This window comes from Ramlibacter agri, from assembly GCF_012927085.1.
In the GTDB taxonomy this organism is placed as follows: domain Bacteria; phylum Pseudomonadota; class Gammaproteobacteria; order Burkholderiales; family Burkholderiaceae_C; genus Ramlibacter; species Ramlibacter agri.
In genome coordinates, this window is record NZ_JABBFX010000001.1 from 2,049,792 (window position 1) to 2,064,217 (window position 14,426).

Consider the following 14,426-nt stretch of genomic DNA (forward strand, 5'->3'; position numbering starts at 1 on the left):
CCTGGGCCCTCATCGCGACCCAGTCGCGAGGGTCGAGAGACGTCGAATGTCGCATGGGGAGGCCTCAGCTCGCGAGCAGGCTCTCGACGAACGAGAACTTGGCCATGCAGCGCGCCGCCACCGAGTCAGGATCGTCGACGAGGTAGGTCTCGTCGCCAAGCTGCAGTTCCAGCCGATAAGGGCGCCGCAGCAGGCGGGTGTGCACGTACAGGGCCAGGCACTCGGAGAAATCCTCGTAGGCGTTGGCGATCGCATAGAGGGTTGGGAAGTCGGAGTCCAGCAAGCCGCCATACAGGCCGACCGCGGTTTCCGCAGACAGGCCGGCGTCGCAGTAGAAGGACACGGTCCTGCGCATCTCGGCGACTGAAGTCGAGCGGGGCGCGATGCTCTTGCCCGCATCGACTTCCCAGGAGAAATCGAGGAAGGCATAGTCCTGGCTGGTGCCGAGGTTCGCCGGCGCCATCCACCACTCGGGCAGGAAGCGCCGTCCGCAGACGGCCAGATGGCCGATTTCGTGCAGCAGGATGAACTGCAGCGCCGTCCGCCGATCGTCCTCGCCCGCATGCGCGATCGTGAGCCTGATCTCCAGGGTGCCGTCGTCAGTGAACGGCTCGCTTTCCTTCCAACTCGCCCACGCATTGGCATCCCGCATCGCTAACGCGTCCACGTCGATGACGAGTGCGCTGCCCAAGGTTCGCCCCTGGTATCGGACGACGTCCACCACCGCACTGCAGCCGAGGCCGCGGGCCAGGTAGACGCCGAAGAAATCGGCAGGAACGAGCCGCTGCACGGCTGCGGGCAAGGTCTCGAAGGCGGCCTGGAGGTCACGAAGAAATTCCGCCGAGGCGCTTGCCGCACGAGGAGCTGCTTTCTGCCCGGTGGCTTGGTTGCACAGCCGGATATGCTGGACCAGTTCTTCGGGACAGGCTTCGACCACCACTGCGCCGCGGGATACGGCACGCGGGCGCCGTACCCAGCCTGCAGGGTCGCTGGTGTTCATGAGAGGGGCCGGTGGAGCTGCACACTCTCAGTGTGAGTGAGAGCTCGCCGCGCGATCCGTGAAAAAGCAGGGGCAAACGACCGCATCTCCGAAAAGGTGGTCGGTCGCCGAGCGCTTGCCTACTCCGCCTGGATGCCCTTCTCCTTGATCAGTTGCGTCCAGCGTGCCGTTTCGCCGTTGATGAACTCGGCGAACTGCGCCGGCGACCCGCCGCCCACCACGTTGCCCGGATCGGTGATGCGCTTCAGCAGGTCCGGCTCGCGCAGCGCGCGGTTCACAGCTTCGTTCAGCTTGTCGACGACAGTCTTCGGTGTGCCCTTCGGCGCGACGATGCCGAACCAGTTGGAGATGACCATGTTGGAGATGCCCTGCTCGGCGAAGGTCGGCACTTCGGGCAGCGAAGGCAGGCGCTTCTCGGTGGCCACGGCCAGTGCGCGCAACTTGGGCGGCTGCGCCGTCAGGTAGCCGAGCGCCGAGGGGACCATCTCGAACATGTAGTCGACCTGGCCCGAGAGCATGTCGTTCATGGCCGGGCCGCCGCCCTTGTACGGGATGTGGGTCGCGGTGGTGGCCGTCACCGACTTGAACAGTTCGCCGGCCAGGTGGAAGGCGCCGCCCGAACCCGCCGACGCATAGCTGAACTTGGTCGGCTGCGCCTTCAGTGCGTCGACCAGCTGCTTGGCGCTTTTGTACGGCGACTTCTCGTTCACCACCAGCACCAGCGGCCCGCGCTCCAGCAGCACCACCGGCACCAGGTCGGTGGCCGCGTCGAAGGGCGTGGCACTGGGCATCAGCGTGCGGTTCACCGTCAGCGGCGCGAGGTTGCCGATGCCGATGGTGTAGCCGTCCGGCGCCGCCTTGGCGATGGCGGCCGTGCCGATGTTGCCGTTGCCGCCCGGCTTGTTGTCCACGATCACCTGCTGGCCCAGGTAGCCGGAGATCTTCTGCGCCACCTGCCGCGCCCGCGCATCGGAGCTGCCGCCCGCCGCGTAGGGAACGATCAGCGTGATCGGCCGGTTGGGGTAGTTCGCTTGCGCAAAGGCGCTGCCGGCGAGCGCCAGCAGGGCGGCCACGCAGGTACTGCGGCGGGAAATCAACGGGGTCATCGTGCGTCTCCTTGTTTGTTGCGGGCGCATTGTATCCACGATATTATTGATACAATAAAGTCCGACATACATGCTCTCAGGGTTTCCCGTTTGTTTGCCTCCAGGATTGCGCTGATACATGCCACGCCGCTCGCCATGGAGCCGGTGGCGCAGGCCTTCGCGGCCTTGTGGCGCGAGGCGCGCTGCATGAACCTGCTGGACGACACGCTGTCGCAGGACCGCCAGCAGGGCGCGGGCGCGGACGCACTGGCGCAGCGCGTGGTGGATCTCGCGCTCTATGCGTGTGCCGCCGGCGCACAAGGCATCCTCTACACCTGTTCGGCCTTCGGGCCCGCGATCGACGCCGCCCGCGCGGCCTGCGGCCTGCCCACGCTCAAGCCCAACGAGGCGATGTTCGACGAGGCCTTCGAACGCCGGCCGGCGCTTGTCGGCCTGCTGACCTCCTTCGCGCCGGCTGCCCCCAGCCTGCAGCAGGAATGGGCCGAAGCCTGCGCCGAACGCGGCCAGGCGATCCCGCTGCGCAGCGCCTGCGCCGACGGCGCCATGCAAGCCCTGCAGGCGGGCGACCGCGCGCGCCACGATGCGCTCGTGCTCGCAGCGGCCGAATCATTGCGCGACTGCGACTTCGTCCTGCTCGGCCAGTTTTCCCTCGCCGCGAGCCGTGGCACGATCGAGCAATCGATCGCCCGCCCCGTGCTCGCCAGTACCGACAGCGCGGTGCGCCGCTTGCGCGCCGTCCTGCCATCCACGCCTTCCACCGGAGCAAACACCCCATGAAATTCCTCGTCCTGCCCTGCGATGGCATCGGCCCCGAAATCATCGACGCTTCCGTGCAGGTGCTGAAGGCGGCCGACCGCCGCCATGGCCTGAACCTGCAACTGGATTACGACAGCGTCGGCTTCGACAGCCTGCACCAGCACGGCACCACGCTGCGCGAGGAAGTGCTGCAGCGTGCCCGCAGCTCTGACGGCGTGATCCTCGGCACGCAGTCGCACGCCGACTACCCGGCGCCGGAAAAGGGCGGCCGCAACGTGTCGGCCGGCTTCCGCGTCGGCCTGGACCTGTACGCCAACGTGCGCCCCGCGCGCACCCGGCCCACGCTGCCTTCCAACCTGCGTGAAGGCAAGACCATGGACCTGGTCATCATGCGCGAGGCCACCGAGGGCTTCTACCCGGACCGCAACATGACGCGCGGCTGGGGCGAGGTGATGCCCAGCCCCGACATGGCGCTGTCCACCCGCAAGATCACGCGCCACTGCAGCGAGCGCATCGCCCGCCGCGCCTTCGAGCTGGCCATGACGCGCCGCAAGAAGGTCACCGCCATCCACAAGGCCAACAGCTTCCACATGACCGACGGCCTGTTCCTGGAAGCCGTGCGCCATGTGCACAAGGACTTCCCGGAAGTGCAGCTGGACGACCTGCTGGTCGACGCCTCCACCGCGCACCTGGTGCGCGAGCCGGAGCGTTTCGACGTGCTGGTGGCCACCAACTTCTACGGCGACATCCTGTCCGACCTGGCCAGCGAGCTGGCCGGCAGCCTGGGCCTGGCCGGTTCGGTGATGGCCAGCGACGACCTGTGCTGCGCGCAGGCCCAGCACGGCTCCGCGCCCACCATCGCGGGCCAGGACATCGCCAACCCGACGTCGATGATCCTGTCGGTGGCGATGATGGTCCGCTGGGTCGGCGACCACCGCCAGGACAAGAAGCTGCAGGCCGCCGGCGACGCGATGACCGCCGCCGTCGACAAGGTGCTGGCGAACCCCGCCACCCGCACCCGCGACATCGGCGGCAGCATCGGTTGCAAGGCCTTCGGCGAAGCCGTGGCGCAGGCGCTGCTCGATGCGTGAGGCGCGTTAAGCTTGCCCGCCATGAAGAAACCGATCCTGGGCTGCATCGCCGACGACTTCACCGGCGCCACCGACCTCGCCAACAACCTGGTCCGCGGCGGCATGCGCGTGGTGCAGGCCATCGGCGTGCCCAACGCGCCGCTGGACGAGGAAGCCGATGCCGTGGTGGTGGCGCTGAAGAGCCGCACCATCCCGGCGGCCGAGGCAGTTGCGCAGACGCTGCAGGCCTTGCGCTGGCTGCAGGCCCAGGGCGTGCAGCAGGTCTACTTCAAGTACTGCTCCACCTTCGACTCCACGCCGGCCGGCAACATCGGCCCGGTGACCGAAGCGTTGATGAACGCGCTGGGCTGCGACTTCACCATCGCCTGCCCCGCCTTCCCCGACAACGGCCGCACGGTGTTCAAGGGCTACCTGTTCGTCGGCGACGAGCTGCTGCACGAATCGGGCATGCGCAACCACCCGCTGACGCCGATGACGGATTCCAACCTCGTGCGCGTGCTGCAGGCGCAGACGAAACGCAAGGTGGGCCTGATCGACTACCGCAGCGTGGCGCGCGGCACCGAGGGCGTGCGCGAGCGCATCGCGAAGCTGCGCTCCGAAGGCGTGCAGGTCGCGATCGTCGATGCGACCAGCAACGCGGAGCTCGTTGCCGTGGGGCCGGCCTGGGCCGACTTGAAGCTGGTGACGGCGGGTTCCGGCATCGCCATCGGCCTGCCGCAGAACTTCGGCCTGCGCGAGGGCGATGCGGCCACGGCGGCACGCCTTCCCTCTGCGCAAGGGCTGCGCGCCATCGTGTCGGGCAGCTGCTCGGTGGCGACCAATGGCCAGGTGCTGTCCTTCCTGAGCGGGGGTGGCGCCGGCTTCGCCATCGATCCGCTGCAACTGGCGGCCGGTGCGGACCTGGTGCAGCAAGCCTTGGACTGGGCGAAGCCGCGGCTCGCGCAAGGCCCGGTGCTGGTGTACGCCACGGCGGAACCGGCGGCGGTGAAGGCGGCGCAGCAGAAGATCGGCGTGGAGCAGGCCGGCGCGCTGGTGGAACATGCGCTGGCCGCCATCGCGCGCGGGCTGGTGGAGCAGGGCGTGGGCCAGCTGGTCGTGGCCGGCGGCGAGACGTCCGGGGCCTGCGTGCAGGCGCTGGAGATCAGCCGCATGCGCATCGGCCCGCAGATCGCGCCGGGCGTGCCCTGGTGCCACGCACGCTCGCCGGTGGCGCCGGGCGGCCTGCACCTCACCTTGAAATCGGGTAACTTCGGCGGGCCCGGCTTTTTCCGGGAAGCTTTCGAACTGCTTGCCTGAACATGTCCGCTGCCCGCGCCGCCAAACACAAGCCTGTCGTCGTCGACGAGCCGCCCAAGGTCACGCCGCTGATCACGACCTTGGCTGCGCGCATCGTCGACCTGGTGCGGCGCGAGGATTTCCCGGCGGGCCATCGGCTCACCGAGCAGTCGCTGGTGGACGCGCTGGGCGTGTCGCGCTCGCCGGTGCGCAAGGCGCTGCAGGTGCTGGCGCAGCAGGGCGTGGTGCGTTCGGAGCCAAACCGCGGCTACCAGCTCGCCTTGCCCTCCGCCGGCCTGCAGCCGCTGGCGCTGGACGAGGCCGAGAGCGAGGAAGCGATCTACCTGCGCATCGCCAGCGACCGCATCCACGGCGAGCTGCCGCAGGAGGTGACCGAGAGCGAGCTGATGGAGCGCTATGGCGTGAGCCGCATCCAGGTGCAGCGCCTGCTCAATCGCATGGGCCGCGAGGCGATGGTGGAGCGCAAGCCGGGCCGCGGCTGGATCTTCCGGCCGCTGATGAACGACCTGCAATCGCACCGCGAGAGCTACCGCTTCCGCATGATCATCGAGCCCGCCGCCATCCTGGAGCCGGGCTACGCGGTGGACCTGGCGGAGCTGGAGAAGTGCCGGCGCGAACAGCAGCAGCTGCTGCAAGGCGGCGTGATGGGCTGCACGCCGGCGGACATCTTCCAGGCGGGCGTGCATTTCCACGAGACCATGATCGCCGGCGCGCACAACCGCTTCCTGGTGGATTCGCTGCGCACCATCAACCAGATGCGGCGGGTGGTGGAGTACGGCACGCGGCTCGACGCGGCGCGGCTGGAGCGGCAATGCCGCGACCACCTGGTGCTGATCGACCTGCTGGCGCGCAACGAGCGCATGGAGGCTTCGCAGTTCCTGCGGCAGCACCTGAACACCGCGCGCCTGACCAAGCTGGGGAACGAATGAACGAGAACGAAGCGCGCGCGGCCATCTGCGCCGTGGGCGCCAGCCTGTACGGGCGCGGTTACGTGCACGCGACGGCGGGCAACATCAGCGTGCGGCTGGACGATGGCAGCTTCCTGATCACGCCCACCGACGCCTGCCTCGGGCGGCTCGACGCCGCCCGGCTTTCGCACGTCGGCGCCGACGGCCGGCAGTTCGCCGGCGACAAGGCCAGCAAGACGCTGGCGCTGCATCGTTCGATCTACAAGGCAACCGAAGCCACCGGCCGCGCCGCGCGCTGCGTGCTGCACACGCACAGCACGCACACCGTGGCGCTGACCTTGCAGCCCGATGCGCGTGCGGATGCCGGCGAGCTGCTGCCGGCGCTCACGCCCTACTACGTGATGAAGGTCGGGCGCGTCCCCGTCATTCCCTATCACCGCCCCGGCGACCCCATGGTGGCGATGGAGGTGGCGCAGTGCATCGCGGACTACGACCAGCGCGGCCTGCAACTGCGCGCGGTGATGCTGGAGCGCCTCGGGCCCAACGTGTGGCACGACGACCCGTTCGCGGCGGCGGCGGTGCTGGAGGAGCTGGAAGAGACGGCGCGGCTGGCGCTGCTCGATGGCGGCCGCACGGCGCCCCTGGGGCTGGCGCAGATCGAGGAGCTGCGCGCGGCCTTCGGCGCGCAGTGGTGATCTCCTCTGAATTCACGTCGTTGACGTCATTCACGTAGGGTGCGCAGCTCGCTGCGCACCGGGCACGGCGCAGCCGATCACGCGGTGCGCAGCCGAGCTGCGCACCCTACATAACCCGAAGAAGAAGCGGCCGCCAGGGCCGCTCAACTCAGCTCGCCGCGTTCTCGCCCATCCCCAGCTGCTGCGCCAGGAACTCCGCGCGCTGCGCGCCCCAGCGGGTGTTCTCGATGTGGCGCAGCGTGGGCGTCGGCAGCTTGTCGGTGTTCATGCCGTTCCAGGCGCGGCGGCCCTTCCACGACAGGTTGTAGTAGATCGACACGCCTTCGCGCAGCTTCTCCGCGTACACCTGCGGCGGCAGCTTCAGCGCGGACAGCTTCTCGGCGGACCATTGCGCGGCGGTCTTCATGTGCATGGCGGCGGCGTACACGGCTTCCACCGGGTCGTTGGGGTCCTTCAGGCCCAGGGCCTTGGCGGTGCCCGGCTCGAACTGCGCGAGGCCGTAGCTGTGCGTGCCGGTCTTGCCGACGCCGGTGCGGGGCAGCCAGGAGGTTTCGGCGTTGATCAGGCCGTACACGTCCTGGTAGTTCAGGCCTACTTCGGCGAGGTTCGCGCGTTCGGCCGCGGCCTGCACCAGCAGCAGGCGCGAAGTGGCGTCCGGCGTCATGACCATGTCCTTGCCATTGCGCACTTCCACCCACTTGATCTGCGTGTGCAGGTCCGGCGCGGCGGCGATCGCCGTGGCGACGGCGGCCTTGGCCATCGGCGGCACGCCCAGCGTCGACAGCGGGTTGCTCACGGCGGAGCCGAGAGGCGCGACTTCCTGCACGCCCGCCGACGCGAAGCCGGGGAACGCGCCCAGTTCGTTCAGGCCGGCCACGGAACCGGCAAGGGCGAAGGGAACGGCCAGGGCAAGGGTCCAACGGGTGAAGCTCTGCATCATGTCTCTCTTGTAGGAACAGAATGACAGAGAGGTAGGACGGGCCCGAGTTCGGTGTCGGACGGCATCGGCTCAACCCAGTGACTCGATCGAGGATTTTTCCCGCGCTAAGCTCAGGGCCTGGAGCTTCCTGCCACAGCCATATGCGCATCCTTCTTGTCGAAGACGACCTCATGATCGGCAACGCCGTGCTGGACCTGCTGAGGTCCGAGCATTACGCGGCCGATTGGGTGCGCGATGGCGTCGCTGCCAATGCGGCCCTCGTGGCTGAGCGGTACGACCTCGTGCTGCTGGACCTGGGCCTGCCCAAGGCCGACGGCCTGCAGGTGCTGCGCACGCTGCGCGCGCGCCGCGATACCGTTCCTGTGCTTGTAGCGACCGCGCGCGACGCGAAAGGCGATCGCGTCGCGGGGCTCGACGCCGGCGCCGACGACTACATCGTGAAGCCTTACGACACCGACGAACTGCTGGCCCGCATCCGCGCGCTGCTGAGGCGAAGCGCCGGGCGCGGCGAGCCCTTGATCAGCCACAAGAACGTGGCCTTGAATCCGGCGACGCACGAAGCCAGCCTCAACGGCCAGCCGCTTGCGCTGTCCGCGCGCGAGTGGGCCGTGCTGGAGCCGATGCTGCAGCGTCCCGGCGTGGTGTTCTCGCGCGCCCAACTCGAAGAGAAACTGTATGGATGGAAGGACGAAGTGAGCAGCAATGCCGTCGAGGTCTACGTGCATGGCCTGCGCAAGAAGCTGGGCAGCGATTTCATCAAGACGGTGCGTGGCCTGGGCTACGTGATCCCGCGCGAATGAACACGCTCGAGCCCACCGCTTCCCCTTCGCTGCGCCGCCGCCTGCTGGGCCTGGTGCTGGCCGCCATCGGCGCCGTGACTCTGCTGCAAGCCACCACCACCTATCGCACGGCGCTGCTGGAGGCGGACAAGATGTTCGACTACCACCTGCAGGAGGTGGCGCGCTCGGTGCATGGCGGCGTGCCCTTCGTGCCGGGCAACGACGACTCCGAATATTCGGTGCAGGTGTGGGGCCCCGATGGCACCACCATCTACCGCAGCAATGGCGTGCGCCTGCCGGCACAGGCGGTGCTGGGCTTCTCGGACACCAAGGTCAACGGCATCCGCTTGCGCATCTATTCGCTCCAAACGCCGGAACATACGATCCAGATCGCGCAGGACCTCGATGCGCGCGAGGCGCGCGCCCGTGCGCTGGCCGCCAACGCGGTGCTGCCCGCGCTGGTGCTCGCGCCCCTGCTGATGCTGGCGGTGGGCTGGGTCATCAGTGCGTCGCTGGCGCCGCTCACGCGCATGCGGCGGCAGGTGGCCGCGCGCGAATCCACCGACCTCTCGCCGCTGGCGGCCGAAGGCGTGCCGCAGGAAGTGCAGCCGCTGGTGCGGGAACTCAATGCGCTGTTCGGGCGCGTGCGCGAAACCATGGAAGCCCAGCAGCACTTCGTCGCAGATGCGGCGCATGAGTTGCGCTCGCCGCTCACCGCGCTGAAGCTGCAGGTGCAGGCGGCGGAGCGGGCGCGCGACGAGGAGACGCGCCGCGCGGCGACGGCGGCGCTGGCCGGCGGCATCGAGCGGGCGATTGCGCTGGTCGAACAGCTGCTGGTGCTGGCCCGCGAGGAGGGCGCCATGGCGGCGCTGCCGGCGGAGGACGTGGACCTGGAAGCGCTGGCACGCGAATCCGTCTCCGAGCTGCTGCCCAAGGCGCAGGCCCGGCAGCAGGACCTGGGGCTCGCGGACAGCGAGCCGCTGTCGGTGCGCGCGGTGCCCGATGCCTTGCGCCTGCTGCTGCGCAACCTCGTCGACAACGCCATCAAGTACACGCCGGCCGGCGGCCGCATCGACATCGCCATGGGCCGCGCCGAGGGCGCGGCGTGGCTCGCGGTGGAAGACAGCGGCCCCGGCATCCCGGAGGCGGAGCGGCAGCGCGTGTTCGACCGCTTCTACCGCGTGCCGGGCAGCGAGGCGCCGGGCAGCGGCCTCGGCCTGGCCATCGTCAAGGCGATCGCCGAGCGCATGGGCGCGCAGCTGTCCCTCGGCCCTTCCGCCCTGGGCGGCCTGCGCGCGGAGATCCGCTTTCCCGCTGGCGCTTGAACTCCCGGACGCAAAACACGCAAAAGCACGCAAAGGACACAAAAAATTCAAGGCTGTCCTTTTGCGTCCTTTGCGCAACCTTTGCGACCTTTGCGTCCGGAAGTCCGCCTTTCGTTCTTAAGGTTCATCTAAGCCTGTGGCTGCACATTGCGAGGGTCCCGAACCGTTTCCCCCGCGAGGAGCCCTGATGAACAAGATGAATCTCAAGTCCGCACCGCTGGTGCTGGCCCTGCTGGGCGCCGGCGTGGTCGGTGGCGCGGCAGTCGAAGCGCTGCACCACACCGGCACGCCGGCCCACGCCGCCGTGCTGGCGCCCATGGCCGCGCCGGTCGTCACTTCCCCGGCCACCGGCTCCGCCGTGGTCATGCCGGACTTCCCCACCATCACGCAGCGCTACGGCCCGGCCGTGGTGAACATCAGCGTGACGGGCACGGCCAAGCCCGAGCAAGGCCAGATGCAGCAGCAGTTCAACGGCGACCCGCTGGACTTCTTCCGCCAGTTCCAGCGCGGCCAGATGCGCCCGCAGAAGCCCGTGCCCGTGCGCGGCACCGGCTCCGGCTTCATCGTCGGCGCCGACGGCCTGATCCTGACCAACGCCCACGTGGTGAAGGACGCCAACGAGGTGGTGGTGAAGCTCACCGACCGCCGCGAGTTCCGCGCCAAGGTGCTGGGCTCCGATCCCAAGACCGACATCGCGGTGCTGAAGATCAACGCCAAGAACCTGCCCGTGGTCACCATGGGCAGCGTGGAGAACCTGCGCGTCGGCGAATGGGTGCTGGCCATCGGCTCGCCCTTCGGCTTCGAGAACACGGTGACCGCCGGCGTCGTGAGCGCCAAGGGCCGCTCGCTGCCCGATGACAGCGCCGTGCCTTTCATCCAGACCGACGTGGCGGTGAACCCCGGCAACTCCGGCGGCCCGCTGTTCAACGCGCGCGGCGAGGTGGTGGGCATCAACTCGCAGATCTACAGCCAGTCCGGCGGCTACCAGGGCGTGTCCTTCGCCATCCCGATCGACCTGGCCAACAAGATCAAGGACCAGATCGTCGCCACCGGCAAGGTGCAGCACGCCAAGCTGGGTGTCGCGGTGCAGGAAGTGAACCAGAGCCTGGCCGATTCCTTCGGCCTGGACCGCCCCGAAGGCGCGCTGGTGTCCAACGTCGAAAAGGGCAGCCCCGCGGACCGCGCCGGCCTGCAGCCTGGCGACGTGATCCGCAGCGCCGGCGGCAAGGCGATCGTGTCTTCCGGCGACCTGCCGGCCCTGGTGAGCCTGAAGCGTCCTGGCGACCCGCTGGACCTGGAAGTCTGGCGCAATGGCAAGCGGGTGTCGCTGACGGCGAAGCTCGCGCCCTCGGGTGACAAGACGGCGGTGGCCGATGCCGGCGCCGACAACAGCAACGCCGGCAAGATCGGCCTGGCCGTGCGGCCGCTGCAGCCTGACGAAAAGAAGGAAGCGGGCGTCAAGAACGGCCTGGTCGTGGAAGACGTGGGCGGCGCCGCCGAACGCGCCGGCGTGGAGCAGGGCGACATCGTGCTGGCCGTCAACGGCACGCCGGTGTCCAGCGTGGAGCAGATGCGCCAGGCGGTTTCCAAGAGCGAAAAGTCCGTGGCGCTGCTGATCCAGCGCGGCGAGGACAAGATCTTCGTGCCGATCCGCCTGGGTTGATCCGGGTCCGGCCTTGAACTGCCGGACGCAAAATTCGCAAAGGTGACGCAAAGGTCGCAAAAGAACTGCCAGGGGCATCTTTTGCGACCTTTGCGTTCTTTTGCGTCCTTGGCGTCCGGAAGCTCGCATTCCGCATGCACCCAAGGTCCCGAGCATCTACGGTAGCGCGGCGGTAACATCCGCACGTGCCTGCCGACACCAGCCCCGCCAGCGACCTGCTGCTGAAGGTCACGCCGCCGCGCGTGCCGCGCAACCTCATTGCCCGGCCCGATCTCGCGGCGAAGAACCCGCGCCTGCGCGACCGGCCGGTGGTGCTGGTGCAGGCGCCTGCGGGTTTCGGGAAGACTTCGCTGCTGGCGCAATGGCGCCTGGAGCACCTCGCCGAAGGCGCCGCCGTGGCCTGGCTGCAGGCGCAGCCGCAGGACGACGTGCCGCGCTTCGTGCAGGCGCTGGCGCTTGCCGTGCGCAGCGGCGCCGGCCGGCCCACCTTCGGGCACGTGCTGCTCGACGCTGCGCCCCCGAGCGGCCTGGAAGGCGTCACCGGCTGGCTGGCCGAGGTCGCGCAGACTGCCCTGCAGATCGTGCTGGTCGTCGACGAGGCCGACCGCCTGCCGGAGGCAGCGCGCGAAGCGCTGGCCTACGTGCTGCGCAATGCTCCGCAGAACCTGCGCTGCATCGTTGCCGCCCGCTCCGATTGCGAACTGGAACTGGGTGACCTCATGGCCTACGGGCAGGCCGTGCTGGTCGATGCCGCGCAGCTGCGCTTCAGCCTGCCGGAAACCATCGAGCTGGTGCGGCAGCGCTTCGACGAGACCGCCGATGCCGATGCCGCCGCCCGCCTGCACGAGATGACCGAAGGCTGGCCGCTGGGCCTGCAGCTTGCGCTGTCGGTGATGGCCGGTCCCGCCGGCGAGGCCGCCATGCCGCGGCTGGACCTGCACGGCGGCGCCCTGCGCGCCCAGTTCGTCGGCCACCTGCTCGGCAACCTCGACCCGGCCGACGTGCGTTTCCTGGCCCTGGTGTCGGTGCTGGACCCCTTGCATCCGGGCTTGTGCGAAGCCGCCACCGAGGACCCGCAGGCCATCTCGCGGCTGGCCCGGCTGCAGCGCGACACCCCCATCTTCACGGCCAGCCAGGACGGCGAGTGGGTCCGCATGGCCGCGCTCGCCCGCGAGGCCTTGCGGCAGCGCTTCGACGCGTTGCCGGCGGCGCAGCAGGCCGGCGTGCGCCGCCGCGCCGCCGCCTGGTTCGCAGACCGCGACATGCTGGAAGAAGCCGCGGCGCAGTCGCTGGAAGCCGGCGACACCAAGCAGGCCTACGACCTGGCGGAACGCAGCCTCTACGACTCGCTGATCAGCCGCGGCCGGCAGGGCGCGGTGCTGGAATGGCTGGCGCGGCTGCCGCCGAAGGAGCTGGAGCGGCGTCCGCGCCTGCTGCTGGCCTGTGCCTGGTCGCTGGCCATCAGCGAGCGCCATGGCGAGGCGCAGCAGCTGGTGGCGCGGGTGCTCGAACAACCCGGCGTGGACGAACGCCTGCGCTGTGAGTGCGCGCTGATCCTCGGCGGCGCGGCCATCTTCGCCGACGACCCGGACCGCTTCGCCGCGCTGTACCGGCCCTGGGCCGACGATCCGCCGCTGACCGATCCGGTGCTGCTGCAGATGCATGCCAACCGGCGCGCTTTCCTGGCGCTGCTCGAAGGCGAGCCGGCGCTGGCGCGGCTGTACCAGCAGAAGGGGACGGGCGCGGAAGGCGCTTTTTACCTGCAGGGCTGGCGCGATTTCATCGTCGCGCTCAGCTACATCTGGGAAGGCCAAGTGAAGCTGGCCGAGCAGCTGCTGCGGCCCGTGCTGGCGCGCGCAGAAGCCGAGCTGGGCCGGCGCAGCAGCTTCGCCACCATGCTGGCTGCGCTCTACGCTGCGGCCTTGTGGGAGCACGACCAACCGGAAGAAGCTGCGGCGACCCTGGCCAACCGGCTCGACGTGCTGGAGCGCTGCGGCCTGGTCGAAGCCGTGCTGCTGGGTTTCCGTACGCTGGCGCGCATCGCGATGGTGGCGGGCGCCGAGCATCGCGCGCTGGAGCTGCTGGGCGCGCTGGACGCCGTGGGCATCGTGCGCAAGCTGCCGCGGCTGCGCGTGGCCAGCATGGTCGACCAGGTGCGGCTGCATGCGCGCAATTACCGCGGCGATTCGGCGCGGGCGCTCAGCCAGCAGATCGACGCGGTGCTGGCCGGGCCGGACGTGCCCGGGGGGCCGCTGTGGCATCGCTCGGTGCGGCACTTCCAGCTGATGGCGCGCGGCTACGCGGCCATCGCCGCGCAGGACTGGCGTGCGGCGCTGCAGCCGCTGGCGCAGGCCGACGAAGCGGTGCAGGAGCTGAAGCAGGGCCGCTTGCACATCGAGCTGCTGGGCATGCGCGCTTTCGCCATGGAGCGCTGCGGCGAGCGCGCGCAGCCTTTGCTGCGCGAAGCGCTGGACCTGGCGCGCTCCTTCGGCCTGCAGCGCGTGTTCTCGGACGCCCACCCGGACCTCGGCGCCTGGGTGCGGCAGGTCGCGGGCAGCGCGGCCGCGGTGCCGCCCGGCCCGGCGGCTCCCGCACCGGTGGCGGAGGCGCCGCGCCTGCGCGCCGCGCCGAGCATGGCGCTGACGCCCAAGGAGCGCGAGGTGCTCGCGCTGCTCGCGCGCGGCCTGTCCAACAAGGAGATCGGCCTGGCCATGCAGGTGGGCGAGGAGACGATCAAGTGGCACATGAAGAACCTGTTCGCCAAGCTCGATGCCGGCACGCGCAAGCAGGTGGTCGCGCGGGCGCGGATCTTCGGGCTGCTGAGCGAAGCGGCGTGAACCCCGTGGCCGGTCGCGAAGCGGCGATGC

Annotated in this window: 12 protein-coding genes; 9 read left to right on the plus strand and 3 right to left on the minus strand. The window is 69.5% G+C overall.

Annotation, left to right across the window (positions count from 1 at the left end; genetic code table 11):
- Positions 1-64: 64 nt before the first annotated feature.
- Together HHL11_RS09970 and HHL11_RS09975 are read right to left on the minus strand one after the other, a co-directional pair.
- Positions 65-1,000, minus strand: coding sequence for a hypothetical protein (locus HHL11_RS09970; RefSeq protein ID WP_169418236.1), 936 nt, complete (start codon positions 998-1,000; stop codon positions 65-67).
- A 119-nt stretch (positions 1,001-1,119) separates the two neighbouring features.
- Positions 1,120-2,106, minus strand: coding sequence for a Bug family tripartite tricarboxylate transporter substrate binding protein (locus tag HHL11_RS09975; RefSeq protein WP_169418237.1), 987 nt, complete (start codon positions 2,104-2,106; stop codon positions 1,120-1,122).
- Positions 2,107-2,196: 90 nt separating this feature from the next.
- Between HHL11_RS09975 and HHL11_RS09980 the strand changes: the two genes are divergently transcribed.
- The 5 genes from HHL11_RS09980 to HHL11_RS10000 are packed head-to-tail and all read left to right on the plus strand — an operon-like array spanning position 2,197 to position 6,852.
- On the plus strand, positions 2,197-2,883 hold the full coding sequence (locus HHL11_RS09980) for an aspartate/glutamate racemase family protein (protein ID WP_240980043.1): 687 nt from the start codon (positions 2,197-2,199) through the stop codon (positions 2,881-2,883).
- A complete protein-coding gene (locus HHL11_RS09985; protein WP_169418238.1) occupies positions 2,880-3,953 on the plus strand; it encodes an isocitrate/isopropylmalate dehydrogenase family protein in 1,074 nt (357 codons plus the stop codon). The genes HHL11_RS09980 and HHL11_RS09985 overlap by 4 nt, the downstream gene beginning before the upstream one ends.
- A 21-nt stretch (positions 3,954-3,974) precedes the next feature.
- Positions 3,975-5,249 (plus strand): 3-oxo-tetronate kinase, encoded by a 1,275-nt coding sequence (gene otnK, locus HHL11_RS09990; protein WP_169418239.1) that lies wholly within the window; start codon positions 3,975-3,977, stop codon positions 5,247-5,249.
- Positions 5,250-5,251: 2 nt separating this feature from the next.
- Positions 5,252-6,178 carry a GntR family transcriptional regulator gene (locus HHL11_RS09995; protein ID WP_169418240.1) on the plus strand — a complete coding sequence of 309 codons (927 nt, stop codon included), beginning with the start codon at positions 5,252-5,254 and terminating at the stop codon, positions 6,176-6,178.
- A complete protein-coding gene (locus HHL11_RS10000; protein ID WP_169418241.1) occupies positions 6,175-6,852 on the plus strand; it encodes a class II aldolase/adducin family protein in 678 nt (225 codons plus the stop codon). The genes HHL11_RS09995 and HHL11_RS10000 overlap by 4 nt, the downstream gene beginning before the upstream one ends.
- 148 nt (positions 6,853-7,000) lie before the next feature.
- On the opposite strand, the gene HHL11_RS10005 is transcribed toward HHL11_RS10000, so the two are convergent.
- Positions 7,001-7,792 carry a hypothetical protein gene (locus tag HHL11_RS10005; RefSeq protein ID WP_169418242.1) on the minus strand — a complete coding sequence of 264 codons (792 nt, stop codon included), beginning with the start codon at positions 7,790-7,792 and terminating at the stop codon, positions 7,001-7,003.
- A gap of 140 nt (positions 7,793-7,932) precedes the next feature.
- On the opposite strand from HHL11_RS10005, the gene HHL11_RS10010 reads away from it, so the two are divergent.
- From HHL11_RS10010 to HHL11_RS10025, 4 genes are all read left to right on the plus strand, one after another.
- Positions 7,933-8,592 (plus strand): response regulator, encoded by a 660-nt coding sequence (locus HHL11_RS10010; protein ID WP_169418243.1) that lies wholly within the window; start codon positions 7,933-7,935, stop codon positions 8,590-8,592.
- The gene (locus tag HHL11_RS10015; RefSeq protein ID WP_169418244.1) at positions 8,589-9,896 is read left to right on the plus strand and encodes an ATP-binding protein; all 1,308 of its coding nucleotides are present in this window, start codon (positions 8,589-8,591) and stop codon (positions 9,894-9,896) included. The genes HHL11_RS10010 and HHL11_RS10015 overlap by 4 nt, the downstream gene beginning before the upstream one ends.
- A gap of 187 nt (positions 9,897-10,083) precedes the next feature.
- The gene (locus HHL11_RS10020; RefSeq protein ID WP_169418245.1) at positions 10,084-11,559 is read left to right on the plus strand and encodes a DegQ family serine endoprotease; all 1,476 of its coding nucleotides are present in this window, start codon (positions 10,084-10,086) and stop codon (positions 11,557-11,559) included.
- Positions 11,560-11,744: 185 nt separating this feature from the next.
- Complete coding sequence (locus HHL11_RS10025; protein ID WP_342593196.1) at positions 11,745-14,396, plus strand: helix-turn-helix transcriptional regulator; 2,652 nt, start codon at positions 11,745-11,747, stop codon at positions 14,394-14,396.
- Positions 14,397-14,426: the final 30 nt, after the last annotated feature.

What these genes read in the sequence shown, in the direction of transcription:
- HHL11_RS09970 (WP_169418236.1), bottom strand. Translation starts at nt 1,000, where the DNA reads ATGAACACCAGCGACCCTGCAGGCTGGGTACGGCGCCCGCGTGCCGTA.
- HHL11_RS09975 (WP_169418237.1), bottom strand. Translation starts at nt 2,106, where the DNA reads ATGACCCCGTTGATTTCCCGCCGCAGTACCTGCGTGGCCGCCCTGCTG.
- HHL11_RS09985 (WP_169418238.1), top strand. Translation starts at nt 2,880, where the DNA reads ATGAAATTCCTCGTCCTGCCCTGCGATGGCATCGGCCCCGAAATCATC.
- otnK (WP_169418239.1), top strand. Translation starts at nt 3,975, where the DNA reads ATGAAGAAACCGATCCTGGGCTGCATCGCCGACGACTTCACCGGCGCC.
- HHL11_RS09995 (WP_169418240.1), top strand. Translation starts at nt 5,252, where the DNA reads ATGTCCGCTGCCCGCGCCGCCAAACACAAGCCTGTCGTCGTCGACGAG.
- HHL11_RS10000 (WP_169418241.1), top strand. Translation starts at nt 6,175, where the DNA reads ATGAACGAGAACGAAGCGCGCGCGGCCATCTGCGCCGTGGGCGCCAGC.
- HHL11_RS10005 (WP_169418242.1), bottom strand. Translation starts at nt 7,792, where the DNA reads ATGATGCAGAGCTTCACCCGTTGGACCCTTGCCCTGGCCGTTCCCTTC.
- HHL11_RS10010 (WP_169418243.1), top strand. Translation starts at nt 7,933, where the DNA reads ATGCGCATCCTTCTTGTCGAAGACGACCTCATGATCGGCAACGCCGTG.
- HHL11_RS10015 (WP_169418244.1), top strand. Translation starts at nt 8,589, where the DNA reads ATGAACACGCTCGAGCCCACCGCTTCCCCTTCGCTGCGCCGCCGCCTG.
- HHL11_RS10020 (WP_169418245.1), top strand. Translation starts at nt 10,084, where the DNA reads ATGAACAAGATGAATCTCAAGTCCGCACCGCTGGTGCTGGCCCTGCTG.